29 protein-coding genes and 2 tRNA genes are annotated in these 26234 nt (G+C 44.6%); 19 read left to right on the plus strand and 12 right to left on the minus strand.

Features of this window, described 5'->3' with window-relative positions; all coding sequences use genetic code 11:
- Positions 1 to 57 precede the first annotated feature (57 nt).
- From MHH56_RS00485 to MHH56_RS00535, 11 genes are all read left to right on the plus strand, one after another.
- Positions 58 to 1251, plus strand: a complete 1194-nt coding sequence (locus MHH56_RS00485; RefSeq protein WP_339205918.1) for a GNAT family N-acetyltransferase — start codon at positions 58 to 60, stop codon at positions 1249 to 1251.
- A gap of 145 nt (positions 1252 to 1396) precedes the next feature.
- Positions 1397 to 2854 carry an IMP dehydrogenase gene (guaB, locus tag MHH56_RS00490; RefSeq protein ID WP_339205919.1) on the plus strand — a complete coding sequence of 486 codons (1458 nt, stop codon included), beginning with the start codon at positions 1397 to 1399 and terminating at the stop codon, positions 2852 to 2854.
- Between the two features lie 179 nt (positions 2855 to 3033).
- Positions 3034 to 4332, plus strand: coding sequence for a D-alanyl-D-alanine carboxypeptidase family protein (locus tag MHH56_RS00495; protein ID WP_339205920.1), 1299 nt, complete (start codon positions 3034 to 3036; stop codon positions 4330 to 4332).
- A gap of 127 nt (positions 4333 to 4459) precedes the next feature.
- Complete coding sequence (gene pdxS, locus MHH56_RS00500; RefSeq protein ID WP_076271759.1) at positions 4460 to 5341, plus strand: pyridoxal 5'-phosphate synthase lyase subunit PdxS; 882 nt, start codon at positions 4460 to 4462, stop codon at positions 5339 to 5341.
- Positions 5342 to 5418: 77 nt separating this feature from the next.
- On the plus strand, positions 5419 to 6003 hold the full coding sequence (pdxT, locus tag MHH56_RS00505; RefSeq protein ID WP_339205921.1) for a pyridoxal 5'-phosphate synthase glutaminase subunit PdxT: 585 nt from the start codon (positions 5419 to 5421) through the stop codon (positions 6001 to 6003).
- A gap of 48 nt (positions 6004 to 6051) precedes the next feature.
- Complete coding sequence (serS, locus tag MHH56_RS00510; RefSeq protein WP_339205922.1) at positions 6052 to 7338, plus strand: serine--tRNA ligase; 1287 nt, start codon at positions 6052 to 6054, stop codon at positions 7336 to 7338.
- An 85-nt stretch (positions 7339 to 7423) separates the two neighbouring features.
- A tRNA-Ser gene (locus MHH56_RS00515) sits at positions 7424 to 7512 on the plus strand.
- A gap of 123 nt (positions 7513 to 7635) precedes the next feature.
- Complete coding sequence (locus MHH56_RS00520) at positions 7636 to 7983, plus strand: hypothetical protein (protein WP_083682741.1); 348 nt, start codon at positions 7636 to 7638, stop codon at positions 7981 to 7983.
- A 15-nt stretch (positions 7984 to 7998) separates the two neighbouring features.
- Positions 7999 to 8175, plus strand: coding sequence for a hypothetical protein (locus tag MHH56_RS00525; RefSeq protein ID WP_339205924.1), 177 nt, complete (start codon positions 7999 to 8001; stop codon positions 8173 to 8175).
- Positions 8176 to 8218: 43 nt separating this feature from the next.
- Entirely contained in the window at positions 8219 to 8368 is a 150-nt protein-coding gene (locus MHH56_RS00530; RefSeq protein ID WP_076271763.1) for a small acid-soluble spore protein P, read from the plus strand.
- Between the two features lie 138 nt (positions 8369 to 8506).
- The gene (locus tag MHH56_RS00535; protein ID WP_339205926.1) at positions 8507 to 9565 is read left to right on the plus strand and encodes a hypothetical protein; all 1059 of its coding nucleotides are present in this window, start codon (positions 8507 to 8509) and stop codon (positions 9563 to 9565) included.
- 49 nt (positions 9566 to 9614) lie between these two features.
- Here the strand turns inward: MHH56_RS00535 and MHH56_RS00540 are convergent, their stop codons facing one another.
- Genes MHH56_RS00540 through MHH56_RS00555 form a run of 4 tightly spaced genes read right to left on the minus strand, consistent with a single transcriptional unit; the run spans position 9615 to position 13923 of the window.
- Positions 9615 to 10376 carry a PHP-associated domain-containing protein gene (locus MHH56_RS00540; protein WP_339205927.1) on the minus strand — a complete coding sequence of 254 codons (762 nt, stop codon included), beginning with the start codon at positions 10374 to 10376 and terminating at the stop codon, positions 9615 to 9617.
- Positions 10377 to 10407: 31 nt separating this feature from the next.
- Positions 10408 to 11235, minus strand: coding sequence for an energy-coupling factor transporter transmembrane component T (locus tag MHH56_RS00545; protein ID WP_339205928.1), 828 nt, complete (start codon positions 11233 to 11235; stop codon positions 10408 to 10410).
- Entirely contained in the window at positions 11222 to 13045 is a 1824-nt protein-coding gene (locus MHH56_RS00550; RefSeq protein ID WP_339205930.1) for an ATP-binding cassette domain-containing protein, read from the minus strand. Before MHH56_RS00550 ends, MHH56_RS00545 begins: the two co-directional genes overlap by 14 nt.
- Positions 13042 to 13923 (minus strand): cell division protein FtsQ, encoded by an 882-nt coding sequence (locus MHH56_RS00555; RefSeq protein ID WP_339205931.1) that lies wholly within the window; start codon positions 13921 to 13923, stop codon positions 13042 to 13044. Before MHH56_RS00555 ends, MHH56_RS00550 begins: the two co-directional genes overlap by 4 nt.
- A gap of 237 nt (positions 13924 to 14160) precedes the next feature.
- Here MHH56_RS00555 and MHH56_RS00560 point away from each other — a divergent pair, with 237 nt between their 5' ends.
- On the plus strand, positions 14161 to 15006 hold the full coding sequence (locus MHH56_RS00560; protein ID WP_339205933.1) for a MurR/RpiR family transcriptional regulator: 846 nt from the start codon (positions 14161 to 14163) through the stop codon (positions 15004 to 15006).
- A 41-nt stretch (positions 15007 to 15047) separates the two neighbouring features.
- Here MHH56_RS00560 and MHH56_RS00565 read toward each other — a convergent pair whose 3' ends face one another.
- Complete coding sequence (locus MHH56_RS00565; RefSeq protein ID WP_339205934.1) at positions 15048 to 15404, minus strand: DUF4870 domain-containing protein; 357 nt, start codon at positions 15402 to 15404, stop codon at positions 15048 to 15050.
- Positions 15405 to 15616: 212 nt separating this feature from the next.
- On the opposite strand from MHH56_RS00565, the gene MHH56_RS00570 reads away from it, so the two are divergent.
- Together MHH56_RS00570 and MHH56_RS00575 are read left to right on the plus strand one after the other, a co-directional pair.
- On the plus strand, positions 15617 to 15949 hold the full coding sequence (locus tag MHH56_RS00570) for a PadR family transcriptional regulator (protein WP_339205935.1): 333 nt from the start codon (positions 15617 to 15619) through the stop codon (positions 15947 to 15949).
- Positions 15946 to 17313 carry an FtsW/RodA/SpoVE family cell cycle protein gene (locus MHH56_RS00575; protein WP_339205936.1) on the plus strand — a complete coding sequence of 456 codons (1368 nt, stop codon included), beginning with the start codon at positions 15946 to 15948 and terminating at the stop codon, positions 17311 to 17313. Before MHH56_RS00570 ends, MHH56_RS00575 begins: the two co-directional genes overlap by 4 nt.
- 50 nt (positions 17314 to 17363) lie before the next feature.
- On the opposite strand, the gene MHH56_RS00580 is transcribed toward MHH56_RS00575, so the two are convergent.
- The 5 genes from MHH56_RS00580 to MHH56_RS00600 form a co-directional block, all read right to left on the minus strand.
- A complete protein-coding gene (locus tag MHH56_RS00580; RefSeq protein ID WP_076271770.1) occupies positions 17364 to 17693 on the minus strand; it encodes a hypothetical protein in 330 nt (109 codons plus the stop codon).
- A gap of 197 nt (positions 17694 to 17890) precedes the next feature.
- The gene (locus MHH56_RS00585; RefSeq protein ID WP_076271771.1) at positions 17891 to 18685 is read right to left on the minus strand and encodes an AIM24 family protein; all 795 of its coding nucleotides are present in this window, start codon (positions 18683 to 18685) and stop codon (positions 17891 to 17893) included.
- Between the two features lie 63 nt (positions 18686 to 18748).
- A complete protein-coding gene (locus tag MHH56_RS00590; RefSeq protein ID WP_256711106.1) occupies positions 18749 to 19312 on the minus strand; it encodes a TerD family protein in 564 nt (187 codons plus the stop codon).
- A 410-nt stretch (positions 19313 to 19722) separates the two neighbouring features.
- Entirely contained in the window at positions 19723 to 20124 is a 402-nt protein-coding gene (locus tag MHH56_RS00595) for a hypothetical protein (protein WP_339205937.1), read from the minus strand.
- A 173-nt stretch (positions 20125 to 20297) separates the two neighbouring features.
- Positions 20298 to 20374 (minus strand) — tRNA-Arg (locus MHH56_RS00600).
- 181 nt (positions 20375 to 20555) lie between these two features.
- Between MHH56_RS00600 and MHH56_RS00605 the strand changes: the two genes are divergently transcribed.
- The gene (locus tag MHH56_RS00605; RefSeq protein ID WP_339205938.1) at positions 20556 to 21707 is read left to right on the plus strand and encodes an HD domain-containing phosphohydrolase; all 1152 of its coding nucleotides are present in this window, start codon (positions 20556 to 20558) and stop codon (positions 21705 to 21707) included.
- Positions 21708 to 22030: 323 nt separating this feature from the next.
- On the opposite strand, the gene MHH56_RS00610 is transcribed toward MHH56_RS00605, so the two are convergent.
- A complete protein-coding gene (locus tag MHH56_RS00610; protein WP_327204934.1) occupies positions 22031 to 22624 on the minus strand; it encodes a CGNR zinc finger domain-containing protein in 594 nt (197 codons plus the stop codon).
- A 126-nt stretch (positions 22625 to 22750) separates the two neighbouring features.
- Here MHH56_RS00610 and MHH56_RS00615 point away from each other — a divergent pair, with 126 nt between their 5' ends.
- Together MHH56_RS00615 and MHH56_RS00620 are read left to right on the plus strand one after the other, a co-directional pair.
- Positions 22751 to 23188 carry a VOC family protein gene (locus MHH56_RS00615; protein WP_339205939.1) on the plus strand — a complete coding sequence of 146 codons (438 nt, stop codon included), beginning with the start codon at positions 22751 to 22753 and terminating at the stop codon, positions 23186 to 23188.
- 326 nt (positions 23189 to 23514) lie between these two features.
- Positions 23515 to 24099, plus strand: a complete 585-nt coding sequence (locus MHH56_RS00620; RefSeq protein ID WP_339205940.1) for a pyridoxamine 5'-phosphate oxidase family protein — start codon at positions 23515 to 23517, stop codon at positions 24097 to 24099.
- A gap of 278 nt (positions 24100 to 24377) precedes the next feature.
- Here the strand turns inward: MHH56_RS00620 and MHH56_RS00625 are convergent, their stop codons facing one another.
- The gene (locus MHH56_RS00625; RefSeq protein ID WP_339205942.1) at positions 24378 to 24575 is read right to left on the minus strand and encodes a hypothetical protein; all 198 of its coding nucleotides are present in this window, start codon (positions 24573 to 24575) and stop codon (positions 24378 to 24380) included.
- Between the two features lie 93 nt (positions 24576 to 24668).
- Between MHH56_RS00625 and MHH56_RS00630 the strand changes: the two genes are divergently transcribed.
- Together MHH56_RS00630 and MHH56_RS00635 are read left to right on the plus strand one after the other, a co-directional pair.
- Positions 24669 to 25538, plus strand: a complete 870-nt coding sequence (locus tag MHH56_RS00630) for a DMT family transporter (RefSeq protein WP_339205943.1) — start codon at positions 24669 to 24671, stop codon at positions 25536 to 25538.
- Positions 25539 to 25726: 188 nt separating this feature from the next.
- Positions 25727 to 26185 carry a RidA family protein gene (locus MHH56_RS00635; RefSeq protein WP_339205944.1) on the plus strand — a complete coding sequence of 153 codons (459 nt, stop codon included), beginning with the start codon at positions 25727 to 25729 and terminating at the stop codon, positions 26183 to 26185.
- The last annotated feature ends 49 nt before the right edge of the window (positions 26186 to 26234 follow it).

The following is a 26234-nucleotide window of genomic DNA, read 5'->3' on the forward strand; positions in this document are numbered from 1 at the left end:
TTTTTTTGTTGTTTATGCGGTATGATAGGGTTATATCAAATTTGGAGGTGCTTCGAATTGGAAACGCGTATCGTTATTAAGCATACCGATGTAGAGCAATTTAACGAGAGTATGGCTTTATCTCAATTTGCATTTCAATATGAACGTTCTGCTGCAGAACTTGAACAAACGAAAGAGCAGTATGAGAGTGAGCCTACTGTAAGGTACGGAGCGTATGTCGATAATCAGTTGGCTGCGCAAGCTGCAGTGCTAAGGCTGAAAACATATATCGGAGGCAAGGTTTTTGATATGGGAGGTGTTGCAGGTGTTGCGACATGGCCAGAGTACAGGAGACAGGGGCTAGTTGCTCAAATACTTGTTCAATCACTGTTAGAGATGAAGGAGAACGGTCAAACAGTTTCTTTTCTTCATCCTTTTTCATTCAGCTTTTACCGTAAATTTGGATGGGAAACCTACACTGAACATAAAACCTATACGATTAAGACGGACATGCTTCCAGCAAGAATAGCATACGAAGGTAGATTTGAGCGCATTACAGGAAACTATGGTTTGCTGAACGATGTCTATCAAGCCTATGCATCTCAATTTAATGGCTCATTGGTGCGTGACGACTTCTGGTGGAAGTATCGGATTAACAGAAGAAAGACAGGACAAACTGCACTGTATTACGATAAGAGCGGAGCAGCACAAGGATACGTCATTTATGAAGTTAAAAACAGCCGGTTAACGGTTCATGAGTTTGTTCATTTAAATGAGCCTGCTAGAGCTGCGATATGGTCATTTCTTGCACAGCATGATTCAATGATCGAAGAGCTGACGATAAAAATGCCATCTAACGATCGCCTTCCCTACTTGCTGAGCAATCCGAGAATAAAACAGGAAATCACACCTTATTTTATGGCTCGAATTGTGGATGCGGAAGCTTTTGTGAGCCAATATGATTTTAAGGCAGCGGATCATGCTGATGACATTCATATTCAATTGATCGACGCTCAGGCTCCATGGAATAATGGTCATTTTTTACTTCATATCGATGCGTCTGGGAAAGCTTCACTTCGTCGTAAGGACGATAGTGAAAAAATAGATGAGGCAATTAAACTGGATATTGGTTCCTTTACGAGTGTGCTATTTGGGTATATTCAGTTAGAGCAATTAGCCCAATTCGCACGCATTGAAGGAGATATAGGATTGGTTAAACGCTTACAATCTCGTATTCCCGAACGAACTACGTATTTACCTGACTTTTTCTAAAGAAATAGCATGTTTTGAGACTTCCAAATCGAGTATAAAACAGGATGAACAAAGGTATTCATCAGCCTTGACAGCCTATACCCCCTCTGCTAATATTGCTAATAATATATGTGAGACGTACTTAAAATAAGGGAGGAACATACTCGTGTGGGAAACGAAATTCGCCAAAGAAGGGCTAACGTTTGACGACGTCCTGCTTATTCCGCGCAAATCAGAAGTGCTGCCTAGGGAAGTTGACATCTCGATTCGATTAAGCGAGGACATTAAGCTAAACATTCCGCTCATTAGCGCTGGTATGGACACCGTTACAGAAGCCGCATTGGCGATTGCAATTGCGCGTGAGGGTGGTATCGGCATTATCCATAAGAACATGTCGATTACACAGCAAGCGGAGGAAGTTGACCGTGTAAAACGTTCGGAGAGCGGTGTAATTACAAATCCGTTTTCGCTTACGCCTGATCACCATGTTTACGACGCAGAAGAATTGATGGGAAAATACCGCATCTCAGGCGTACCGATTGTTGATCAAGATAAGAAGCTTGTAGGTATTTTGACCAACCGTGATTTGCGTTTCGTACATGATTATTCAATTAAGATAAATGAAGTTATGACTCGTAACAACCTTGTAACGGCACCTGTTGGCACAACGCTGCTGGAAGCGGAGGGCCTTCTTCAAAAGCACAAGATTGAGAAGCTGCCGCTGATTGATGAGTCCAATACACTTAAAGGTCTTATTACGATTAAAGATATTGAGAAAGCAATCCAATTCCCTAATGCGGCGAAGGATAAGCATGGTCGCTTGCTTTGCGGAGCAGCGGTTGGTATTTCGAAGGATACAATGGATCGTGCAGAAGCATTGGTTCAATCAGGAATTGATGTTCTTGTTGTAGATTCGGCACATGGTCACCACATTAATATTTTGGATGCAGTTCGTAAGCTTCGTGCTACTTACCCAGACCTTACTATTATTGCAGGTAACGTTGCTACTGGCGATGCTACCCGTGATCTTATCGAAGCAGGCGCTTCCGTAGTTAAAGTAGGGATTGGTCCTGGATCGATCTGTACAACTCGCGTTATCGCTGGTATCGGTGTTCCACAAATTACAGCGATTTATGATTGCGCGTCAGTTGCTCGTGAATACAATATTCCTGTTATTGCAGACGGCGGTATTAAGTACTCCGGTGACATTACGAAAGCAATCGCATCTGGAGCAAGCGCGATTATGATCGGAAGCTTGTTCGCAGGTACAGCTGAAAGCCCTGGCGAAACTGAAATTTTCCAAGGACGCAGCTTTAAAGTCTACCGTGGTATGGGCTCCCTTGGCGCTATGAAGGAAGGAAGCAAGGATCGTTACTTCCAAGAGAACGAGAACAAGCTTGTTCCGGAAGGTATCGAAGGACGCGTTCCTTACAAAGGGCCGCTTGCTGACACTGTGCATCAATTGCTCGGCGGCTTGCGTTCAGGTATGGGCTATTGCGGTACAGCTTCTTTGGACGAGCTTAAGAACGATACACAATTCGTTCGCATTACAGGCTCTGGTCTTCGTGAAAGCCATCCGCATGATGTGCAAATTACGAAGGAAGCTCCTAACTACTCCCTATAGGTTATACTTTCTAGATCCAATAATAACAGACAAGGTAAGGCGACAGAGTCGCTCGCCCTTGTCTGTTTTTTTTATGAAGGATTACTCATTCTTATTAGGGCTTGAAGAGGTTTAATTGTTAGGCTTCGATATGTTACAATTAACAACGGACAAACCAAGTGGGAAAAGGGGAGACGACGTTGAAGGAAAAGGTAAGGCCGGTTCGAATAAAGACGGTCATCGCTGCAAGTTTGGCGGTTTGGATGGTAATGCTGTCGCTTGGTTCTGCGGTAGCAATGGCGAATGGATATCAAGGAAGAGAAAGTACGAAAAACGATTTAGGTTTACAAGTGAAAGCTGCTATTCTAATTGATGCGGATTCAGGACAAGTTTTGTATGAAGTTAATTCAGAGGAGCCGCTCCCTGCAGCAAGTATGACGAAGTTAATGACGGAATATATCGTTCTTGAGGAAATTACGAATGAACGCCTGTCCTGGGATGAGGTTATTACCACTAGTGCGGAAGCGGCCTCAACGCCATCGGATGGATCATCTGTATTTTTAGCTCAAGGAGATCAACATACGGTTAGAGATTTGTACAAAGCAATGGCAGTTGGTTCTGCGAATGATGCAACGATTGCATTAGCATCGCAAATAGCTGGAAGTGAGCAAGGGTTTGTTAAGAAGATGAATGAGGTAGCTGCGGAGTTGGGTCTTAAAACAGCTATTTTTACAAGTGCGACTGGTCTATCGGAGACAACTGTTATTTCTGCGACGGACATGGCAAGGCTAGCACAAATTATTTTGAGCAAGCACCCTGAATTTTTGGATTATTCTAAGCTGCAGGAATATAAATTCCGTGAACGCGACAAGGATCCAATCATCAACATTAACTGGATGCTCGGCACAAACGTGAATCAAAAGGGCCTTAAGCACTTAGCTTATGAAGGCGTTGACGGCATGAAAACAGGCTTCATTAATGCTGCTGGCTACAACTTCACGGGTACTGTAAAAAGAGGCGAGCAGCGTTTTATTAGCGTCGTTATGGATACTGCTACAAAGTCTGCTCGTTTCAATGAAACGGCTAAGATGTACAACTACGGTTTCAGCACTTTTGAGAAAAAGACGGTGCTTGCGCCAAAATCTGTGGTAGAAACAGCGAAAACGGTTAAGATTAAAAAGGGTAAAAAGAAAACCTTGCCGATCGTAACGGAAAAAGATATTACGTTTATGGTTAAGAAGGGCGTAGAGCCTAAAATCGAGGTTGTATCCAGCGATGTTAAGTCAGAAGCTGAGCTGGTAGCTCCGATTCCAGCAGGCACGGTTGTAGGTACAGTAACTTACAAGTACACGGATGCCGAAACGAAACAAGAGCTCAAAAAAACGGTTAACCTCGTTACAACAGAGGATGGAACGAAAGCAGGCTGGTTCCGCTTGATGTTCCGTGGAATTGGAGATTTTTTCTCAGGTTTATTTAATGGAATCGTCAATTTGTTCTAATCCGAGTAGAAAACAGGGGAATAAAGCAAATCAAGGCTTGTCGATTATTCTTGCATCCTGTAAAATCAATGGTTAGAACAACTGCGGTAATATACAAATTAATGGATGAAAATAGGAGGATTTTAGCATGGAAACAGGTACATCGCGCGTAAAACGCGGCATGGCAGAAATGCAAAAAGGCGGCGTCATTATGGACGTTATGAGCGCCGAGCAAGCGAAAGTAGCAGAAGCAGCAGGAGCAACAGCGGTAATGGCGCTTGAGCGCGTCCCTTCCGAAATTCGTGCAGCGGGCGGAGTAGCTCGTATGGCTGATCCGACAATCGTAGAAGAAGTAATGAAAGTTGTATCGATTCCAGTTATGGCAAAGGCTCGTATCGGGCATTATGTAGAAGCTAAAGTGCTCGAATCCATGGGCGTTGACTATATCGATGAGAGTGAAGTACTTACACCAGCTGATGAAGTATTCCACATCAGCAAGCATGAGTTTACAATTCCATTCGTATGCGGAGCAAAAGATCTTGGAGAAGCGTTGCGCCGTATTCAAGAGGGAGCAGCAATGCTTCGTACGAAAGGTGAGCCGGGAACAGGCAATATCGTAGAGGCTGTTCGTCACCTTCGCTTGATCAACGGACAAATTCGTAAGATTCAAGGTTTGTCGAAGGACGAGCTTTATCATGAAGCTAAGGTTCTTGGCGTAGCTTACGACTTGCTTCTTAACGTACATGAAACGGGTAAGCTTCCTGTCGTTAACTTCGCAGCAGGTGGAGTAGCTACACCATCCGATGCAGCTTTGATGATGCATCTTGGAGCAGACGGCGTATTCGTAGGTTCTGGTATTTTCACATCAGAAAACCCAGAGAAATTCGCTCGTGCAATCGTTGAAGCAACGACACATTACCAAGATTACAAGCTAATTGCTGAAGTGTCGAAAAACTTGGGAGCAGCTATGAAGGGAATCGAAATTTCCAAGCTTAACTCCTCCGAGCGTATGCAAGACCGCGGTATCTAATAGTTGTAATATACAGGTGCCGGCTTAGCGCGAATAGTGCTGCCGGCTCTTGCCCGTAAAGGAAGGCGAGTAGAACGATGAAGATAGGCGTACTAGCGCTTCAAGGCGCAGTGGCAGAGCATATAAGAAGCTTAGAAGCGGCGGGCGCAGAGGCGGTCGCTGTTAAGCGGGTGGAGCAGCTTGAAGAGCTGCAAGGGCTTGTTATACCTGGCGGCGAAAGCACGACGATTGGCAAGCTGATGCGCAATTATGGCTTCATGGAAGCTATTAAGGATTTCTCTGCACAAGGCAAACCATTGTTTGGCACTTGCGCTGGTCTTATCGTTTTGGCTGATGAAATAGAAGGCCAAGAGGATGCGCATTTGCGCCTTATGGATATGACCGTTGCAAGAAACGCATTCGGGCGTCAACAAGAAAGCTTTGAGACGGATTTGGATGTCAAAGGTATTGACGAACCGGTTCGCGCTGTATTTATCCGAGCTCCATTGATCAAAAAAGTTGGAGCAGGCGTAGACGTATTGTCTACATACCGAGATGAAATTGTAACAGCAAGACAGGGACATCTTCTAGCTGTATCGTATCATCCGGAGCTAACGGACGATTATAGGCTGCATGCATACTTCGTTGATATGGTGAAGGAAGCAGCTGCAAGCAAGGAATAAACGTTTACAATAATAAAATTACTCCCTTCAGAGAGGGGCTTTTGGATCGTGCTGGATGTAAAATTGTTAAGAAATGAATTTGAGAAGGTTGAGAAAGCGCTGCTTGATCGCGGAGCTTCCCTTGATCTTATTGCTAATTTTCCTGCGCTCGACACTAGGCGCCGTGATCTTATTCAAGAGACGGAGCAGCTGAAGAGCAGACGCAATACGGTTTCGCAGGATGTAGCTAAACTCAAACGCACAGGCGGCGACGCAGAATCGCTTATCCTTGAGATGAGAGAGGTTGGCGACCGCATTAAAGAGCTTGACGATGAACTTCGTGAGCTGGATGTACAAGTGATTGAGCTGACTCAAGCGATTCCGAACATTCCTAGCGATAGCGTGCCAGTCGGCAAGTCGGAGGAAGATAATGTAGAGCTGCGCAAAAATGGCGAGGTTCCAACCTTTGATTTTGAGCCCAAGCCACATTGGGAGCTTGCGCAATCACTCGGCATATTGGATTTCGAGCGTGCAGCGAAGGTAACGGGATCACGTTTCACATTCTACCGCGGCCTCGGAGCTCGTCTTGAGCGTGCGCTTATCAGCTTTATGATGGATCTTCACAGCGATAAGCACGGATATGAGGAAGTATTGCCTCCTTATATTGTTAATCGTGACAGCTTGATCGGTACTGGTCAGCTTCCGAAGTTTGAAGAGGATTTATTCAAAATTTCGGATTCGGATTATTTCCTCATTCCGACTGCAGAGGTACCAGTTACGAACCTGCACCGCGAAGAGATTTTGCCGATTGAAGAGCTTCCGAAATATTTTGTAGCTTACAGCTCGTGCTTCCGTTCAGAAGCAGGTTCTGCTGGGCGCGATACACGTGGTTTGATTCGTCAGCATCAGTTCAACAAGGTTGAATTGATCAAATTGACGAAACCGGAGGATTCATACGAAGAGCTGGAGAAAATGACCGCTAACGCGGAGAAGGTTTTGCAGCTACTAGGACTTCCTTACCGCGTTCTAACGCTTTGTACGGGAGATATGGGCTTCACAGCGGCTAAAACATATGACCTTGAAGTGTGGCTGCCAAGTGCAGGCACGTATCGTGAAATTTCGTCCTGCTCAAATGTAGAGGATTTCCAAGCTCGCCGTGCGGGTATTCGTTTCCGCAGAGATACGAAGAGCAAGCCGGAATTCGTTCATACACTGAATGGTTCGGGACTTGCTGTAGGTCGTACTTTTGCGGCAATCATCGAGAACTTCCAGCAAGCGGACGGTTCTGTGACGATTCCAGAAATACTGCGTCCGTATATGGGCGGCATTAGTTCGATCGATTCAACAAAGCTTTAAAAAATTTTTTTTGCCACATGGTCAAAATACACTTGCATTTTTATTTTGACCTGTGGTATTATATTTCTTGTGACAAATGAACGATGGAGAGATACCGAAGCGGTCATAACGGGGCAGTCTTGAAAACTGTTAGGGCGCAAGCCCACGTGGGTTCGAGTCCCACTCTCTCCTCCATATTTTTAAAAATGTACATGACAAGCCCAGACGCTAAGCGTTTGGGCTTTTTTTTCATTCTATCCCCTCGTATAAAATAATGCCGCATTTCGCATGTTATACGATGTGGAGGTGCTTCATTTAATGGGTAAATCAGATGAACTGCAAATGAATCAAGAAAACTTGGCAGATGCTTGGCGTCAAACCTTGCCAGAGACGCTAAAAGACGCTGACCGCAGCAGAGTGCTGCCTGATGAGTCAGATTCCAAAGCGCTGCGCGTAACGATCGATACAGCCGGACATCAAATGTATTCGTTTGATTTTAAAGTTACTTATGTAGATAGCCGTGAAGTGAAGGTTGAGCTTATCGATGTGGAGAAAGACAAGGTATCCATCGATGAGCGTGGAGACATCATTCAAGAGCTGATCCAAAATTACACTAGACATCTGCATGAATGTGCTCAAGCGCTCCAACGCTTGACGCATGCTTAGAGGAGAGAGCTGCTTATGACGAAGGCACAAGGAACGGCTGATAAAAACTTATCTAATGTGGTAGAAGCTTTGGAGGTTGAGGCGGTTAACAGCCATCAAGCTCAGCAATTGCAGCAGGATAAGAACGATCGAAGCAATCAGGATGACATGAACCATGATCATCCAACAGATTTAGAACATCAAAAAAATTAACGCTTCCCTCGAAGCCGATGAGATCTAAATAGGAGGAATCCAAATGTCGAAGCCAGACAGCATTCCGGTGCCGGAAAGCAATCCGCAAAATAATCGGAAGCGTAATGACGGGGGCGGGCAGCAAGAGCCGCTTTCTGGATCTAAGAAAACAAAGCAGCGTAATCATGTGGATCATCATAACCCGCAAGGATAGATCAATGTGCTGTTAAAAGCTAGTTCAAACGTCCCGTTTCAGTACGCTGAAACGGGATTTTTTGGATATAACTTCTAAATGAAGTTATTTTAGTATAGAATGGAGGTGCTCACAAAAAGATAGGGAGGAACATACTACATGAAGAATGTTCAAAAAATAGCGGTTCTTATGTTAGCCGTTATTTTGGTTGTTATCGCAGGCTGCAGCTCGGCAAAACCACCGAAGGAAGCTTTGCAGGCGGCTATGACGAAAATTAATGAAGCGGACTCATATGCAGTAAAAATGTCATTTGGCTTGGATGAATTGGAAGTTCCACAAACGGCAACTTTGGAAGGCAACGCAGCTGCTACAGCAGCAATCGTAGGCATGATTAAAGATGCAACCATTACAGTTGATGCTGTATATAAGAAAAAACCGATGCGTACCGATATGAATATGCAAATCGTAGTCCCAGGCGACATGGAGATGAAGTTAACGGTACCCATGATTATGACTGAGGAAGCGCTGTATGTGAAAATACCGCAAGTTCCGATGCTGCCATTGCCGGAGACGATTACAAGTAAATTTATTAAAATTGATCTAAAGGAGCTTGCTGAGAAAGAAGGCACGGCTAAGCTGGATCTTGCTGCACAACAAAAGTTAGGCAAGGAACTCGGAGAAGTAATGCTTAAGCATTTTGACGAGAAAACATACTTCAGCCAGCCTAAGGCTGAGGCAGCTGGCCTGCCTGCTGATATGAAAGCAGATCAAATCATCGCCTTTGAGATTAATGAAAGCAACTATCCAAAAACAGTAGAAACCATCGTTAACCAAGTGCTGCCTGAGGTGCTAAATGTATTGCTTGCTAATGAAGCATCATTAAAGACTCTTCAGCTTGATAAGGCGGACATCGAGAAGATGAAGTCGGATCTTGAGACGAATAAAGCAGAGATTCTAACCACATTTAAAAATGATGTTAAAGTGAATACTCTGAAAGTAACGGGCGCCATCACAGATGGGTATCTTGCTTACCAATCGGGTAAGGTAAGCATTGAAGGCTCTGACAAAGAGAGCGGCCAGAAGATGAAGCTTGGCCTTCATTATGATGTTACTTACTCCGAGATTAATAAAGATGCGAAGTTCGAAGGTGAAATTCCGACGGATGCGATTACACTGGACGAACTGACACAGATGTTCCAATTGCCAGTTGGTATGTAATAGATTGAAAATGAAGCAGCTCCTGAGTGTCAGGAGCTGCTTTTTTATCTTATAAAGCGACAACCATCGATTTTTTTAGAAGCTCTTTCATCATTTGAGCAGCTTTTACTTTAACATTCAAGCAAGCGGAAATTTCAAGCTGATAATTGCCACTCAGCAGCTCGCTGCGCAGTTGTTCGGCTGTTTCGCAAACGTTATCTACATGATTAACAACGCTGCCGAACTGCAGAGGCTGATGTGAGTCGCTTCCTGCAATGACCTTTAAGCCAAGATGATCTGCGAACTGTCGAACCTGATCAGCCATGCCGAAACCATATTGGAATAAATCTTTTGCATTTATATCAAGCGCATCGAGGCGTCTGAGTGTGTCAGCATCATGGTGAGTGAGCGGCGTGCTTTCTCTCATGGGATGAGCACCAATTCGAAGCAAGGGATAGCCGTCGGTGCGGTTCATCAGCTCTTCTAAAGCGATAAAGCTATCTTTTGCGGTATGGGGTTCAAGCTGCTGCCTCAGATCACGAATATGGCTGCGGTTTCCAATGATTAGAATATGGCCTTTATTCGCTACATCAACCTCCATGCCAGAGAAAACCTTCAAGCCCTCCACGACATAATAATCACCTTTATATTCAAAATGATGATCCAGCTGATCCATCATGTCGGCAAAGTGAAGCGTGTTAAAATGCTCGGTCAACGCCACCGCGTGCAGACCGTTTTCTTTGGCTTCGCGAGCCATGGAAAGGAAGTAGTCGAGTGAAAAATGTGTTTTCTTTGACAGTTTGCCATGTGTATGCAAATCGATGCTCATCATTAGTGTGTTATCTCCATTCAATTATGTAGTTTTAAAAGGAAATGAATTGTCCAAAAGCAACCAGCCCGATCATATAGAACAGGGAGCAGCTTAAGAAAATAAAATCATGCGGTCGAACCTGCATATGCGCAAGCTTAAGCTTCTTCGTCTCAGGGCTGACAAGCGAATAGGTAAAGCCGCGCACCTCCAATGCTTCGACCGTCGTTCTCGTTCGCTTAGCTGTATTCAGAATGAGCGGATAAAAGGCATAAACGCTAATCTTCGCCATGTATATAATTGAACGCCAGTGAAGAAAACCCTTATTGCGGGGAGCGCGGCCGCGCAATCGGAATGAGTGAATAAGGTTATGGTACTCCTCAATTAGAATCGGAAGCATCCTATAGCCGTAGGACACACCAAAGCTGAATTGTCCAGGCATCCCCATACTAAGCAGGGCGTCACTCAGCTTCTCGGGATCCATGCTGGAGAACACGGCAATGCTGGCCAGCGAGATGATTAGTATTTTTAATGTTAAGGTCAATAACGGCCATACGCCCGCTAGACTTTCTCCGAAGAAGATGGAGCCGAAAAAAATATAACTAATCTCACTTACCAGGCCGACGCCCATAATAAGTAGAACAAGTGGACTTACCTTTGAAGATAAAGTAAGGACAAGCATTGGAATAAGCAAGCCAAGCAGAATGGCTTTATTATGAAAGAACCAAGGCGCTATGGCGAAAAAAGAATACCAAATCAGGAGGATACGCGGATCAAAGCGCGACAGAAAGGTCGATTGTCTGCCGAAAGCGGTACGCATCAGCTCAATTTTAATTTGTTCTACGCTTAGCTTGTCGAGCATGCTTTGTTTAATTGCTTCCAACCGTAATCTCCTCCTGCTCAAATGGGTTTGACGGATTTATATTTTTGATAAGCCGCGTGGTGAATTCATTGACAGATAGGCAAGGCGGCTCGAAACCCAGTCTTTGACTAAGCAAAGCGATTTGCGGCGCAATGAGACCTGTTTGTTTGAGAATGGCAACATGGCTGAATAACGAGCGTTCATCTGTATCAAGTGCGACGCAGCCATCATGCATAACGATAACGCGGTTTGCCCATTCGGCAACCAGCTGCATATCATGTGTCGCTATGATGGTCGTTTTTACATGATCCTGTAGCTGCGCCAGCATTTCAGTCATTTCACGGCGGCTCGCTGCATCAAGGCTGGCTGTCGGTTCATCCAGCAGCATGACAGTGGGACGCATGGCGAGTCCGATCGCTAATGTCGCTCTGCGCTGCTGTCCGCCGCTGAGCAGTCTGCCATCTCGATCTTGCAGGGCGGTTAGCCGCAGCCTCTCCAGAATTTCATCAACAAAAGGGTGATAATCAGCAATTGCACGGGCTTTTAGAAAATATTCAACATCCTTGCGGACGGAATCTTCAATAAACATCTCCTCTGGATTTTGATAAATATAGGAGACAAAATCAGACAGCAGTTCAGGTGAAGATTGCTTCGTAATATGCCCGCATACGGTTAAGTGTCCTTCTGTAGGGCGCCGAATGCCCGAAAGGAGCTTGAGCAGCGTTGATTTGCCAGCGCCATTATTGCCGACAAGAGCAATACGATCGCCTTCATAAAAGCTGATGCTCATGTTCCGAATGACGGGATGCATCGTTCTTGCAATTGTTTTGTAGCTATAGGAGACATTGGCAAACGTAGCAAGGGGCTGCTTAGTATGTTCATTATTAGAAATAAGCTTATCCGTAAGGTCAGCTGAAAGCGTGAATGACGGTTTAAGCATCTTCTCAAAATAAGCGACTGCTTCATCGATGGTGATCGGGTATTGTGATGAAGACCGACTACTTGCTTTTCCTGTAGCAGCTTCCAATTCACAAACAGCAAGCGTAACCTGCGGCGGTAATATATGCAGTTCAGCAAGCTCATCAACCGCAGATAACGCCTCATGGACAGGCTTCACCCAGCGTATTGTGCCGCTATCCATAAGTACGACCCTATTGCAATAGTCTGCAATAAACTCGGTATGGTGCTCAATGACGATGATTGTTTTGTCATGCTTTTCATTCAGCAGCTTAAGTTTGTCGTAGATGAGTCTAGCATGAAAGGGATCTAGCTGCGCGACAGGCTCATCGATAATAATAATTTCTGGATCGAGGGATAAAGCGCCAGCCAGCGCCGTAAGATGCTTTTGTCCACCGCTTAACTGCCAAATCCACTGATCCTTCAAATGATCAATGCCAAGCATGGACAAAGCTCGAAGTCCGCGTTCACGGTAATCGCTAAAGCCATAATTAAGTGGAGCAAAGCAGGTTTCGTCATAGACGGTCGGCCGAACGAGCTGGTTCTCAAAATCCTGAAACACATAAGCGACTTTGCGTGACAAAGAGGATACCGTTTCCTCGGCAGCTATTAGCCCTGCAACTTCAATGGAGCCGTCTAAATCGCCAACATAATAGTTTGGAATTAGGCCGTTTAAACATTTGCAAAGCGTTGACTTGCCACTGCCATTCGTTCCTGCTATAGCGATGAACTCGCCGGGTTGGACAAGAAGCTGAATGTTATGGAGTGCCTTATTTTCCGCTCCTGGATATTGAAATTGAATGTCCTGCAGCTTAATGATGGGAACCGCCTGCTGCGGCCCCTGCTGGTTGGTTTGGAAGGCTGAAGGTCTCAAAGCTTAACATCCTCCGTCTTGCGCGCAGATTTGGATTTGGCACGAAATGCTGCAATGAGTGTCAATATGAGCACTAATGCGGCTGCAGCAGCACTAATCCAGATGAACCCACTGCCATATTGCTCAATAAATTCTGGCTCCCATACAGCAAAGTTAATATCAGACTCAGACAAAAATTCTGCAACGATCCCAATAAAAACAAATATAATAGCGGTAATGAGCAGCCGCGGTGTTATTAGCTGTCCGAATGATATAGAAACTCTGCTGTCGCGTGGTTTTATGCCGAGAAGCGGTTCGATTTTTCCATATAGACGCGGTACGAGAAATAAAGTAGGCAGCAGGGAGAAAAAGATGCCGGTTATGAGCATGGCGTTAAGGAAACCTACGCCTTCGATAAGCAATATGCTTTCGGGAATGCCTGGAACAGCTTCGAGCTCTTCGATCCCAAACCAAACCTTGCTGATGTCGACAATCGCCCCAAGCATCTGGTCAATACCTACTGCAACGAACGAAGCGAGTGCGAGTTGTTTACGATTTCGTGGATCGCTTACGAGCAGGCCAGCTATGTACATGGCAATCGTAAATTCTATGAATTTTTCCAATTCTCCGAGTCCGCCGAATTGTCCAAGCAGCAGTTCCCCGAATATAACCTCGCCGAAGGATGCGCCAAGTGCAGCATAAAGCGGATTAAATAGAATACAGAGCGTTAATGGGATAAAAGCGAAGTATTCGACCTTCAGCTCAATGGGACCAAGCTTTAGCTCAGGAATAAGCTCGGAGAACATATTGGAAATACCGTACAAGGACATCGATAAAATGAATACCATAAGCTTCTGTGATTGCGTTAGCTCATAACGGCGCTTAGGCGCTGTAACCATTGTGATTCCTCCTAATTTGTTTTTGAGGCGGAATGCGTCTCGAATGCCTCGATTCAAAACGAATTCTTCTACAATATAGAGATCGAATGTTATCAGATCATCAACAAATTATTTCGATTACGTAAAATAAATTACATAAAAATAAAAATGAAATAAAATTATCATTTTTGATCAAAAGGTGATATACTTCGTTTAGAAAATATGCTGCTATGTTGGTACATGCAGGAGGAATCAAAGATGACGGCTTTTCATTTGGATATGGACTTGGATAATATGTCAAAAAGCCACCAATCCATTGCTAATTACGTGGTGGGCGCACTGCAGCAGATTCCTTATTGTACAGAGGAAGATATTGCGATGGCTGTAGGTGTCAGTACGGCGACGGTATCGCGGTTTTGGCGGACGATTGGGTTTGCTAATTTGAAGGCATTTAAGAAAACGCTGCTGCAAAGCGAGCATGCGACGCCTGCCCATAAGATGAAGAAAATATTGAATAAGGTAGATCATGAAGAGGCTGATATTGTAAGTGAAATGCTGGAGATTGCAGCAGCTAACGTAGAGGTTACTTCAAAGCGTGTAGACCGTGAGCAGTTTCATCAAGCGGTGGAGGCCATTCATAAGGCTAGAAAAGTGTATGTATTTGGAACGGGAGCAACAGCTAGCTTGAACGAGCTCATCCGATTTCGTCTGAACCGAGTAAATGTGCAAATCGAAGGTATGGCGGGGAGTGGCAGCGAGCTGCTTGAAACGCTTGTTCATGCTGATTCCAGCGATGTGCTGCTTATGTTCGGCTTTGTCAGGCGCTCACCTGAATTAACGGTGCTGCTTGAGCATGCCAAAGAGGCAGGCTACACTACAATACTGATTACGGATCTGTTCGTATCCGATATGCTGGAGCAGAGCGATCTCGTGCTGCAGGTTGATCGGGGGGAACTGGAGGGCTTTCATTCGATGGCAGCGCCAGTTGCGCTTCTTGATGCATTGTCAGTAGCTGTTACAAAGCGGCGCGGGCAGCAGGCGTTTGACCAATTGGACCGCTTGCATGTGATGAGGAAAAAATATAGCTCGCAGCTTCCTAAATAATAGAACCGCCGGAACGTTTTGCGTCCCGGCGGTTCTATGTTTTATTTGAAGAAACGAATGGTTAGAGGATAGCGATAGCCATTGCCCTCTGAAGCACGCATAGACCCGATGATAGTAAATGCAATCCAGAAAATAAACAATAGCGGTGTAGTAATAAATCCGATGAGAACAAAAATGAGCAAACCGGAAATAATGGAATAAATCATATTGCTGATCTGAAAATTGAGTGATTCCTTGCCATGCATATCCACATAGCTGGATTGATCCTTCTTCAGAAGCCAAATGATGAGTGGTCCAAGAATGTTGCCGAGCGGAATAATTACACCGCTAAAAGCAAGCAGATGGCAAAGCATGCCGTACGTTTTTTCTTCCTTATGAAGTCCGAAAGATTGATTCATTGTGTATTGCCTCCCTTAAATTGAAAACCGCCGATTAATGTGACTTATGTACTTATACGTTAACGCAGCGATAAGATATGCATAAATATATCACCGATTAGCTATTATGGGAATCCATTCCTAAAATGATGTTGTAATCGGTGATGGTCAACTATATACTTATACATAGATAATCGATGCATAGAAATGCGATACATAAACAGGAGGACGTTATGAAAATTAATAAAGAGCTTATGAAAGGCAGTACCGTTATTCTTATTTTGACACTGCTTGACCGTAAGGAAATGTATGGCTATGAAATGACCAAAGAAATTGAAAAAAGCTCTAGCGGTGTGTTTACTTTTAAAGAAGGGACGCTATATCCGATCTTACATACGCTTGAGGTGGAGCAGTTGGTTGAATCGTACTGGAATGAGGATGGTAGCCGCAAACGGAAATATTATCGCATCACAGCGCGTGGAAGAGGGCAGCTGGAGGAGAAGAAGCAGGAGTGGACGTTGTTTCGGACGACGGTAGACCGTGTAATCGGGGAGGGCCATGCATGAATAACAAGCCTGTTCAGTATGAGTCGATTCAGGAATACTTAGTGCAGGTTTGCAGACATGTAAAAGCAAGAGATGTGCATCGTGATATCAAGGTTGAAATGCAGAACCATCTGGACGAGCTGGTGGAGGATAAGCTAAACGAAGGGTTATCAGAGGATGAGGCGGTTCGTGCTGCTCTCGTCCAGATGGGTGATCCTGATCAGATCGGCAAGCAGCTTCATGCAGCACATAAGCCGGTTATGGAATGGGGATTAGCCGCACTTGTCGCAATAATGGTAGGTATTGGCCTGCTTGCTATGTATGCAATGGAATTCGCTTATAGTGATCTAAATGTTTATAACGGGTTTCAATTTTTTCTTAAGAAGGCAGTTTTCACAGCGATTGGCATTATGTTCATCATTGGTATTTATTTTTTGGACTATCGAAAATGGGAAAAGTATTCGTGGTACATTTATAGCGGTACGATTTTTCTAATGGTAGTCTGCCTTTTTTATGCAGTCGAAGTCAATGGTTCGAAAAGCTGGCTCACAATCGGGTCTTTTACCTTTGATGTATACGGCACTTCTCCTTATTTATTTATGATTGCTTTTGCAGGGACGCTGCTTGTTAAGCGTAAGGAGAAGCAGGGACTATTCAGAAATTCACTTTACTTCGGAAAAATGGCGCTTTTATATGCGATCGTGCCCGCTATACTGTATTACACAGCAAACTCCAATCTTAATTTTATTATATATTTATTTGGACTGACCGTATTAATGCTGTTTGTTGCAAAAACGTACAAGCTGTTTATAACCAGTGTGGGTTCAATCCTAACAGCAGGAACGGTGTTTATTATAAAAATAAATGATCCAGTTCGCTATAGATCCATATGGGAACGATACACCGCATTTCTAAATCCTACTGCTTCCCCTGATGATAAAAACTATTATCTCCAGAAATCCTTGGAATCTATTCGATTGGGAGGGATGTGGGGACAAGGATTTGGCGTTGAGAACCGAATGTTTCGCTATATTTATAGTGAAATGGTCTTTACTTATTTGATCTACAGTCTTGGTTTGGTTTTTGGTATTGCTATAGTGCTGCTAGCCTTATTACTGATTGTTAAAGTGATTGGCATGGCAATAACACTCAAGGATATATATGCTAGAGGTTTGGTCGTTGGCTCATTTTCAATTATTGGTTTTCATTTCGTCTGGAACATTCTGATGTCGTTTGGGCTGCTGCCTATAAATAGCATGACGTTGCCATTCATATCGTATGGAGGTACAACAGCCATTATCGAATTAATGGTCATGGGATTGCTGCTAAGCGTCAATCGGAGAAAAAATATGATCAGCTTACTAAATCGCGAGCCATCAAGATAAAAAAAGGGCTACCCAATTGTAGAATATCTACAGTAGGATAGCCCTCTTGATTAGAAGCTGCCTGGAGCGGGTGGACGGGTAGGGTAATTCTGCTGATTGTTTTTGGAAACGCCAATGAACAGGAATAGGGCTGTAGTAAGATGCATGATCATGCCGAGAATAGGTATCCATGCTAATACAGATGTAATGATCCCCAAAATGCTGCCTACGACTGGCTTATTATGCTGCGAGCAAAGAACAAGCGTTACAATATGAAGAATGAGCGTTGCAAATAATAGCGTGTATCCAGATAACATGACTAGGGTGCCACCCAGCAAGGGGATTCCTAAGATGCCTTCAATAATAGCAGTGACTAGTAAAAGTGTACCTGCAGCTTTCATTTTATTTTCCTCCTATTTCTATATTTAAATTATTCTATGGGGCAGTTTTTGTTTTCTGTTTATCCTTGTACGCAGCAAAAGCGATCCCGGTTACATGCTTTCAAGCAAAAAGGCATCTATCCATGGGAGAGCAGCTGGTTTTCAAAGAAAACAGCCCTGCCGAACGATACGGCAAGGCTTATATCATTATACGATGTTTATTTCAGAAACTTGCCGATAATTCCACCAAGCCCACTGTTGCTGTCATGTCCTCCTTGGCTGCCGCCAAAGGTGTTGTTGAATGCGCTGCTCTGCGTTTGCGGTTGGTAACGGTTGTCATCCATACCGAATTTCACGCCGCTCTCACGTTCAAATGGCTGTATAATAACAACCTGATTAGGGTCACTGAATTCGTACATATAAGATTCCCCGGAGGTTTGGCCAATAAGCGTTTTCCAGTTGACATCGATCTTCACACTTGGGGAAGGACCTGTCCAAGCAACGATGGCATCAGGATCTACACGGCAAGGGCCTTGCAAAACCAGTGGATTGCCTTTGGTTTTTACGGCAACCTGTGCGCCCTGTCCGTTGTAAGTAAGTTTGGATGTAAACAAGCCGCGCTGGGAGAGGACACCCGTTCCAATGATGGTAACGCCATAATGACAAGTGTCCGTAAATGCGAGCAGATCTTCACTCTCAACACTTACGCTTTGCCATGGTCCGCCTTGCTCTAAATTAATGATTGTAACATGAGAGTTCTCATCCGCGAGATATACGATGCCTTGTCCTTCGACTTCCATAATCTCTAAGTTTTCTCCCGTTACTTTACGCATACCATGGTTGATCACTTGTCCGATAACATTTCCGGAATTCGTTCCTAACAACCGCTTAGAATATTTGAATTTCTTGTTATAGGCTTGATCAGCAACCATCGATCCTTTTTTGGCAAAAAACTGGCCTTGTCCTTCTGCTTTCAAAAATAATTCCCGTTCGACCTGGAATTGAAACGGCATGCGGGGTAACCTCCATATAATATATAAAATGAAATTATAGCTGCTTCATTAACAAGTAAGCTGTTACATTGCCCCGTAATGCGCACATATGCCCGCTAGATCAAGCGACAAGCCTGTTCCAACAGCATTAAATTTCCATTCATTGCCGTGGCGATATACTTCGCCAGCTAGGATGGAGATTGAGGTGGAATAGTCCTCGGATAGATCAAATCGGCAGATCTCGGCTCCGTTTGCTTGGTTCACGACACGGATATATGCATTGGAAACTTGTCCAAAGTTTTGGTTTTTGCGAATAGCTTCATCAATTGTAACGGTAAATACGATTTTTTGGATATCCAAAGCTACTCTGGATAATTGAATTTCAACCGTCTCATCGTCACCGCTGCCTTGTCCGTCACGGTTATCACCCTTATAGCGTGTTGATCCATCGGGGCTCACGAGATTGTTGTAGAAAACGATATGACTAGTGGAAGAAACCGTGTTTGTCTGATTCAGCATAAACACCTCTGCATCTAGGTCATAGCTCTGGCCTTGCAGGTTATTTGTGTCCCATCCAAGTCCGATTTTCAATAAATCAAGCCCTGCATTATTTTTGGTCAAATCCAGCTTCTGTCCTTTGGTAAGGATAAGCCCACCATTAGGACTGGCCTGAGGAGCGGGAGCTGCGCCAAAAGCGTTATTTGTTGATCCGCCCTGAATACCCCCTTGTTGGATACCGCCTTGCTGAATACCGCCCTGTTGAATGCCGCCTTGGCCTCCAAGAATGTTGGATGGTCTTCCTGGCGGATTTAAATTAATTCCCATATGAACTGCCTCCTCAATGCATAATAAAAAGCTGTTTTTTCGACAATATCTTTTGGTTAAAACTGTATGTTTTGTAGAACGATATGAAACTATTTGTAGTATAGCAGATTGGAATGGAAGATTATAGCGTTGTATGACGAAATTACGAGTAGAGAAAAGAGCCTCACTTCAATAGTGAGACTTCTTAAGAAGCTTTAAGAGAATCGTCTGTTTTTTTGATCATCGAGGGATACTTATTTAGTGAAAATCTCAGCACTATAAGTTGAAATACACTTATTTATCTCATTACGTATGTAGGCATGCGAATAAGCAATCTGGTCTTCAAAACCGCGGCAATTATAGCAATAGCTGATCTGTTCAGCAGTGTTTTTATACATGCACAGAGTAATGCTTTTCTGAAGGAGCTGCTGTGTATTTGTTGTTAAATCTGTTTTCATTTTTGCAATCATAATGTCTGCTGCCCTAGTAAAAATAGATCGTAAAGTTCGCGCTTTTCTCTCAAGCTCGCGTCTATTTCGTTCAACAATAACGAGAGCTAGAGGAAGGATAATAGCTTTGTGAAGAAGCTGTATCTCATCGTGAGCAGGTGGATGGTACAGGTATGAATTGTTTACTTTGGACAACGGCATGGCCATTTGTAAATCACCTCATGCACATTATATGCGAACAAACGTTCCGTAGTCAATGTATCGTGATCAGGTGTCTTATAAAAATTATTCGACACTAGTCTAATTGGTGCGGTGTAGATGAAAACAAAAAAAGCTTATTGCTGGCATTAGCAATAAGCTTTATATATTCGTGAAAGAAATGGCGCGCCCGAGAGGGCTCGAACCTCCCACCTAACGTTTAGGAAACGTTTGCTCTATCCGGATGAGCTACGGACGCGCAGCAACATTGATTATAGCATGGGTGCTTTAGGTGAAGCAAGATTAACCATTTTAGTGTAAGACTATTGTATTTTTTTGTCGAATAACTGCGCTTTTATTGTGGAAACAAGAGGATAAAAAGCTTGTAAAGGCGAATAGAGGTAAGGATAACGAGTTTGATCGGCTGGAGGATTGTTCGAATGCTTGAATTCCAAAATGAACCGCAATCGTTTCGATTGGATTTGTCGCCTGAACAAATGCTTAAGGTGATTTTTGAATATACAGCTAAAATAGCGAATGAAAAGAAGCTGGATGCTGTCCTTATCTTAATGGCCAATATGGGTAGAGAGATGGTCGTTGCAGATCGGTGCACCGTCTGGTTGATTGATGCTGCTCGCAATGAGCTTTTTACAGCGGTAGCTCACGGGGCTTGCGAGATACGGATTCCTTACGGCAGCGGGCTGGTAGGAAGTGCTATAAGCACGGGACAATCTATTTTTATAGATGACGCCTATGAAGATCCAAGGCATAACCCGGATAACGACTTAAAGACCGGTTATCGGACGAAATCGATTATGACGATCCCTTTTCACAATAATCAAGGAGAAGTAATCGGTGCCTATCAAGCCATAAACAAATTAACAGAGAAGCAGATATTCTCGGTGAAAGATATGGAATACTTATCGCTTGCTGCATCTTACTCAGGCAAGTCGCTTGAGTCCATCATGCTGTATGAGGAAATAATAGAGACGCAAAAAGAGATTATTTTGGCAATGGGAAAAATCGGTGAAGGTCGCTCGCAAGAAACGGGCAATCATGTAAAACGGGTTGCTCAATATTCATATGTTTTGGCAAAAGGACTAGGCATGAGTGATTCTGAAGCAGACATGCTGCGCAGCGCATCTCCAATGCATGATATCGGCAAAGTAGCTATTCCGGATGCTGTGTTGAAAAAACCAGGAAAGCTAACGGCAGAAGAGTATGAGCAGATTAAGGAGCATGCCATTATCGGTTACCGATTATTGCACAACTCCAAGAGACCGCTGCTGCAGGCTGCGGCGATCGTGGCTTGGCAGCATCATGAAAAGTGGGACGGTACCGGATATCCGCAAGGACTAAAGGGTGAGGCTATTCATCTGTATGGGCGAATTACTGCGCTGGCAGATGTATTTGATGCTTTAAGCAGCGCAAGGATGTATAAAGAGGCTTGGGGGATGGATCGCATTTTGGGACTGATCAAAGAAGAACGGGGACGGCATTTTGACCCTCAGGTGGTAGATGCTTTTTTTGAACAGCTGCCGCTTCTTTTGGAAATAAGAGATCGTGATGCTGATTGGCTTGAGAAGGAATAGAAGCTGTTTGCAGACCTTGTTGGGGTGAGCCCACATAGCCACAAAGCTAAGAAATTAATACACCCCCAAAACGAAAAAAAGCTATTTTTCTTAAATAAAGGATAGCTTTTTTCGTATTGGGGTAGTCCCTATCACATTAGCAGATTGGCTAACGTTCCTTGAGACTCAACATGCAAAAAGGAATACCATTCTATTTGTATGAAGCCCGGTAAAGACGGCGAATCTTCGGTCCAGAAGCTGCGGAGGAAATTTACGGATTGTAACGGTGGAGAGGGGATGTCTTGGAAGTAGGTTCTTCTACTTTTAAGTCATTCCCTCTTTTTTTATTCCTGGTTTTTCTTGCGGTGGTAGTGCTGATTTACTTTGACGCGATTCCCGCACTTGTCCATGCTGCACCAGCGGCGCTGCTGATTGCGGCTGCTATCGTAGAAGAACAGGATGCAGGCATGATTCTCACACTTCTTGAGATTAGCCAGTTTGAATGTCGTGAAGAAGAGGCAGGCTTCTTCCAGGAACAAGGCGGGCAGCTGCGTGATCTCGTAGTTTCTGACAGTGGTGAATGGACGTTCCTGATCGCCTGCCTCGATTTGATAATAACTGCGGTAACGCGCCAACTCTTGATTGAGAAAAGTGACGATCGAGGCCGGAATGGATTGTTCCTGAATGATTTGGGTAAATGCCTGTTCAATCCGGCTGCGGATGATCAGGATCTTTTGAATGATGGTGTCCTGCTCGTCAGGGGTAAGCTCCTCTCGATCACTTATCACCCATTTACGTCTGTCGGCCTGCTCCAGCCAGCTCATCAGATGACCCCAAGACTCGATGAGCTCTGTCCGGATTCCTTTGACATTCTTGCGGGTGTTCACAAAATCAGTTGTAAAGTGATTGCCTACAAAAACAAATGCGGGCTTATCTATGGTTGATTCAACTCCTTCTCTGTGCTCCTGTTTTAATTCTAACCGCTAAATTAGCTATTTACAAGTTATATAATATCGTATATTGTAATGCCTGTAATATATTTTTGGTGGTTAGGGGATGGGGGAATGAGATTGGGACACATTGGTTTGAATGTATCGGAAATAGGGAGATCGGTTCGATTCTATACGGAGGTATTCGGCTTTACACTGCGGAATCTATCGGAGGAACCCGGAAGAAAATTCGCACTGCTAGGCGATGATCAGAAGAATCTGGTCACCTTATGGCAGCAAAGCGAAGGAAGCTTCTCCCCACGGCTGCCGGGTCTGCATCATCTGGCCTTTGAAGTGGATTCGGTTGATACCATTAAAGGATATGAGGAAAAATTGAGAGCGAATGGAGTTCCCTTCATCTATGATGGGATGGTTGCTCATACGGAGGGCGGAGACTCCGGCGGGATCTTCTTCGAAGACCCGGACGGGATCCGGTTGGAGATTTATGCGCTGCAGGGTGTGGGCTGCCACGCGCACACGGCGACGGAAGGGAAAGCTTGCGGTTTCTTCTGATGCACTATCATCCGGGCGAAATTCAGGTTCAGGAACGGGCGGGTGTAAGGGACATCGCAGCATGCAAAAATAACATTTACAGTGAGATTCCGCTAGCGGCGAAGACGTTCCTCGAAAGCCAGCCTTTTCTGATACTTGGCGCAGCAGATGACGATGGGGCAGTTTGGGCTTCTGTATGGTGCGGAACCCCCGGATTCATCAAGGTAGAAGACTCTCATCATGCCATTATTAACGGTCTTCCTGATTCCCAGGACCCCATCTCACTCTGCCTGTACCCCTCCAATCCGATCGCAGCCATTGCAGTCGACTTCGCCACCCGGCGCCGCATGCGCTTGAATGGCCGAATTGGGGAGATCCAACCGAACGGGTTTCAAGTTAGGGCAGAGCAAGTCTACTCCAACTGTCCGAAGTACATCCAAGCGCGTGAATGGACCCTAAGAGAAGGACCGAGCGTTGAACCGGTAGCTCAGGCACTGGAGACGCTCTCTGAAGAAGTGGTGACCCTGGTGAATAAAGCGGATACCTTCTTCATTGCAACTCAACATCTTCAGTATGGTACGGATGTATCCCACCGCGGGGGTATGCCGGGATTCGTAAGAGCCGAGGATGACCGGACTTTGGTGTTTCCGGATTACAGAGGCAATGCGATGTTTAATACGCTTGGGAATGCAGTCTGTTACCCGCAGGCAGGGCTGTTATTCATGGATTTTGACTCGGGCAGCATTGTTCAATTGACGGGAACGGTCGAGATTCTATGGGATGTGACTCCATTCGCCCACTGGTTCCAGGGTGCCCAGCGGATCATCCGATTTCATCTGGAACGGGGAATTATTACGAGTCATGCGATGTCTCTAAGCTGGAGAACCGTGCAGTACTCCCCTGCTAATCCGATCGTAGTTGTGGAGTCCTAGTTGATCGGCATGAACTTCCACACTCAATTCTGCAGCGTCGCCTTACCTTCCACGCTTATCTTTTCCTTGTTCCTCTAAATAGTTCAAATCAAGTAACCGATCCATTAGGTCTACACCAATCCTACCAGCCAAGTGATCATAGCAAGTCCGAGCATGACGCAAAGTATTAAGTTCATCAGATTCGCGGAGTGAACTTACGGATTTGGGTGGTGAAATAGCCAGGGGCAAGTGCTACCTCAGGGCTGACAAGCCGAAAGTACTTATGCCGACCGTAAGAATCATGAATCAGCAGGCCTCCTTCTACCATCTTGGATAGATGTGAAGAGGAAGTCTGTGGAGAAATTCGGGCAGCATGCGCTAAATAAGAAGCGGGGGATAGCGTTTCCTCCAAGCAAAGCAATTAGCATCGCAAGACGTGACGGATCACCAATTAGATTAGCTGCCTGTACGATATTCGGCCTCAATTTTGTACTCATTTCAGTCTATTCTCCTTACATGTTTGGTTCGATGACCACCGAAGTATTCTCATGCTACCATAACCTTACAAAATGTAGAAAGAGGAGAATATCATGAACCGTTATGTATTTGGACTGCTAGTTGTGCTTGCCACCTCGCTCATGGGCACTTCATTTGCGGTTGGAAAGATCGGTTTATCCTATATCTCGCCCTTGCTGCTTGTGGGGATTCGATTTACGCTTGCGGGATTCATCATGGTCTTATTTGTCAGGATGAAACGGCTGCCTATATCCTATCAGGATGGGTCTAAATTGTTCGTAATAGGACTATTTCAGACGACGGGAGTTATGGGATGTATCTTCCTGAGCATGCGTACCCTTCCGTCGGGGGAGACCTCTATACTGACCTTTGTTAATCCGCTCCTGGTCGTAATTTTGGGGAGATGGTTCTTCGGCTTGAAATACCGAATATCCCAGTGGCTTGGGGTATGTATAGGATGTGCAGGGGTATTCTTATCCCTAGGATCCCATTTGCAATTAACAACGGGTACCTGGTTGGGGCTGGGAGCTGCGCTTTCGTGGGCTGTAGCCACTATTTTGGTGAAAAAATGGGGGACGCAATTCAATACATGGGTGATGTCGGCTTATCAAATGTTATTCGGCGGTCTCCTTCTGTTATTGCTGAGTGCCGTTATGGAAACGCCGCAGCTTACGATCAATCTAACTTCTGTGTCGGTTGTATTGTACTTGGCCATTATGGGTTCCATTGTGCAATTTGCAGCATGGTATTACTTGCTAAGTCATGGCGATCCTGGGAAAACAAGCGCCTATCTGTTCTTAGCCCCGTTCTTTGGTGTACTCTCGGGGTTCATCATCCATAACGAGACTATACATACGTATGTTTATTTAGGGGGATTTTGCATTGGCATCGGAATATTTCTTGTGAACTGGACTGCATTCGGCAAAAAGCATTCGCATGAATAGGAAGGATAAAGCGAGTTGAATAACCAGAGAGCAGACTTCGTGGCAGCTGCTCCTGTTCGAAGGAAATTAAGTTGTAGATTGAATATAAAGTGAGACAATCATGGTTAAAACCGGCATGCAGCCTATTCTTAGTCCCGCCGCTCACGTTATAGTGTAATTTTTCCATTCCGAAGAGGGGAGGTATTTGAATGACTGAACAAACAATAGCAAGCAGATTAGAAGTGTTAGGAATCGTTTTACCAAGTGCAAGCGAACCAGCGGCTAATTATGCAAACTTCGTAAAAGTAAACGGATTATTGTTCGTATCAGGTAAAGGGCCCACTGGAAACCCGAAAGGTAAGTTAGGTCAGGACTATACTACAGAAGAAGGTTATCAGTTTGCACGACAAACTGGGATTGAAATTTTAGCTGTACTGAAATCAGCTTTAAACTCGCTGGATCATGTGAAAAGGGTGGTTAAAATTCAGGGTTTTGTTAATGCCGACGCTAAGTTTGAAGAACATCATAAAGTGTTAAATGGTTGTACTGATCTTATGCTGGACGTGTTCGGAGATAAGGGCATTCATGCACGTTCAGTGTTTGGAGCTGTTTCCGTTAGAGACAATCTTCCAATCATAATTGACTCAATATTTGAAGTTGATGAATAGAAAGGTGTTTTAAGACGGGAGTTCAATAAACCGCCTTTTCAGTTAAGGC

The sequence above is a fragment of the Paenibacillus sp. FSL K6-3182 genome, assembly GCF_037976325.1.
Taxonomy (GTDB): domain Bacteria; phylum Bacillota; class Bacilli; order Paenibacillales; family Paenibacillaceae; genus Pristimantibacillus.

Excerpts from the sequence above, each read along its gene's own strand:
- pdxS (WP_076271759.1), top strand. The coding sequence starts at position 4,460 with ATGGAAACAGGTACATCGCGCGTAAAACGCGGCATGGCAGAAATGCAA.
- pdxT (WP_339205921.1), top strand. The coding sequence starts at position 5,419 with ATGAAGATAGGCGTACTAGCGCTTCAAGGCGCAGTGGCAGAGCATATA.
- MHH56_RS00520 (WP_083682741.1), top strand. The coding sequence starts at position 7,636 with ATGGGTAAATCAGATGAACTGCAAATGAATCAAGAAAACTTGGCAGAT.
- MHH56_RS00525 (WP_339205924.1), top strand. The coding sequence starts at position 7,999 with ATGACGAAGGCACAAGGAACGGCTGATAAAAACTTATCTAATGTGGTA.
- MHH56_RS00530 (WP_076271763.1), top strand. The coding sequence starts at position 8,219 with ATGTCGAAGCCAGACAGCATTCCGGTGCCGGAAAGCAATCCGCAAAAT.
- MHH56_RS00535 (WP_339205926.1), top strand. The coding sequence starts at position 8,507 with ATGAAGAATGTTCAAAAAATAGCGGTTCTTATGTTAGCCGTTATTTTG.
- MHH56_RS00540 (WP_339205927.1), bottom strand. The coding sequence starts at position 10,376 with ATGATGAGCATCGATTTGCATACACATGGCAAACTGTCAAAGAAAACA.
- MHH56_RS00555 (WP_339205931.1), bottom strand. The coding sequence starts at position 13,923 with ATGGTTACAGCGCCTAAGCGCCGTTATGAGCTAACGCAATCACAGAAG.
- MHH56_RS00560 (WP_339205933.1), top strand. The coding sequence starts at position 14,161 with ATGACGGCTTTTCATTTGGATATGGACTTGGATAATATGTCAAAAAGC.
- MHH56_RS00565 (WP_339205934.1), bottom strand. The coding sequence starts at position 15,404 with ATGAATCAATCTTTCGGACTTCATAAGGAAGAAAAAACGTACGGCATG.
- MHH56_RS00570 (WP_339205935.1), top strand. The coding sequence starts at position 15,617 with ATGAAAATTAATAAAGAGCTTATGAAAGGCAGTACCGTTATTCTTATT.
- MHH56_RS00575 (WP_339205936.1), top strand. The coding sequence starts at position 15,946 with ATGAATAACAAGCCTGTTCAGTATGAGTCGATTCAGGAATACTTAGTG.
- MHH56_RS00580 (WP_076271770.1), bottom strand. The coding sequence starts at position 17,693 with ATGAAAGCTGCAGGTACACTTTTACTAGTCACTGCTATTATTGAAGGC.
- MHH56_RS00585 (WP_076271771.1), bottom strand. The coding sequence starts at position 18,685 with ATGCCGTTTCAATTCCAGGTCGAACGGGAATTATTTTTGAAAGCAGAA.
- MHH56_RS00595 (WP_339205937.1), bottom strand. The coding sequence starts at position 20,124 with ATGGCCATGCCGTTGTCCAAAGTAAACAATTCATACCTGTACCATCCA.
- MHH56_RS00605 (WP_339205938.1), top strand. The coding sequence starts at position 20,556 with ATGCTTGAATTCCAAAATGAACCGCAATCGTTTCGATTGGATTTGTCG.
- MHH56_RS00615 (WP_339205939.1), top strand. The coding sequence starts at position 22,751 with ATGAGATTGGGACACATTGGTTTGAATGTATCGGAAATAGGGAGATCG.
- MHH56_RS00620 (WP_339205940.1), top strand. The coding sequence starts at position 23,515 with ATGCGCTTGAATGGCCGAATTGGGGAGATCCAACCGAACGGGTTTCAA.
- MHH56_RS00625 (WP_339205942.1), bottom strand. The coding sequence starts at position 24,575 with ATGAGTACAAAATTGAGGCCGAATATCGTACAGGCAGCTAATCTAATT.
- MHH56_RS00630 (WP_339205943.1), top strand. The coding sequence starts at position 24,669 with ATGAACCGTTATGTATTTGGACTGCTAGTTGTGCTTGCCACCTCGCTC.
- MHH56_RS00635 (WP_339205944.1), top strand. The coding sequence starts at position 25,727 with ATGACTGAACAAACAATAGCAAGCAGATTAGAAGTGTTAGGAATCGTT.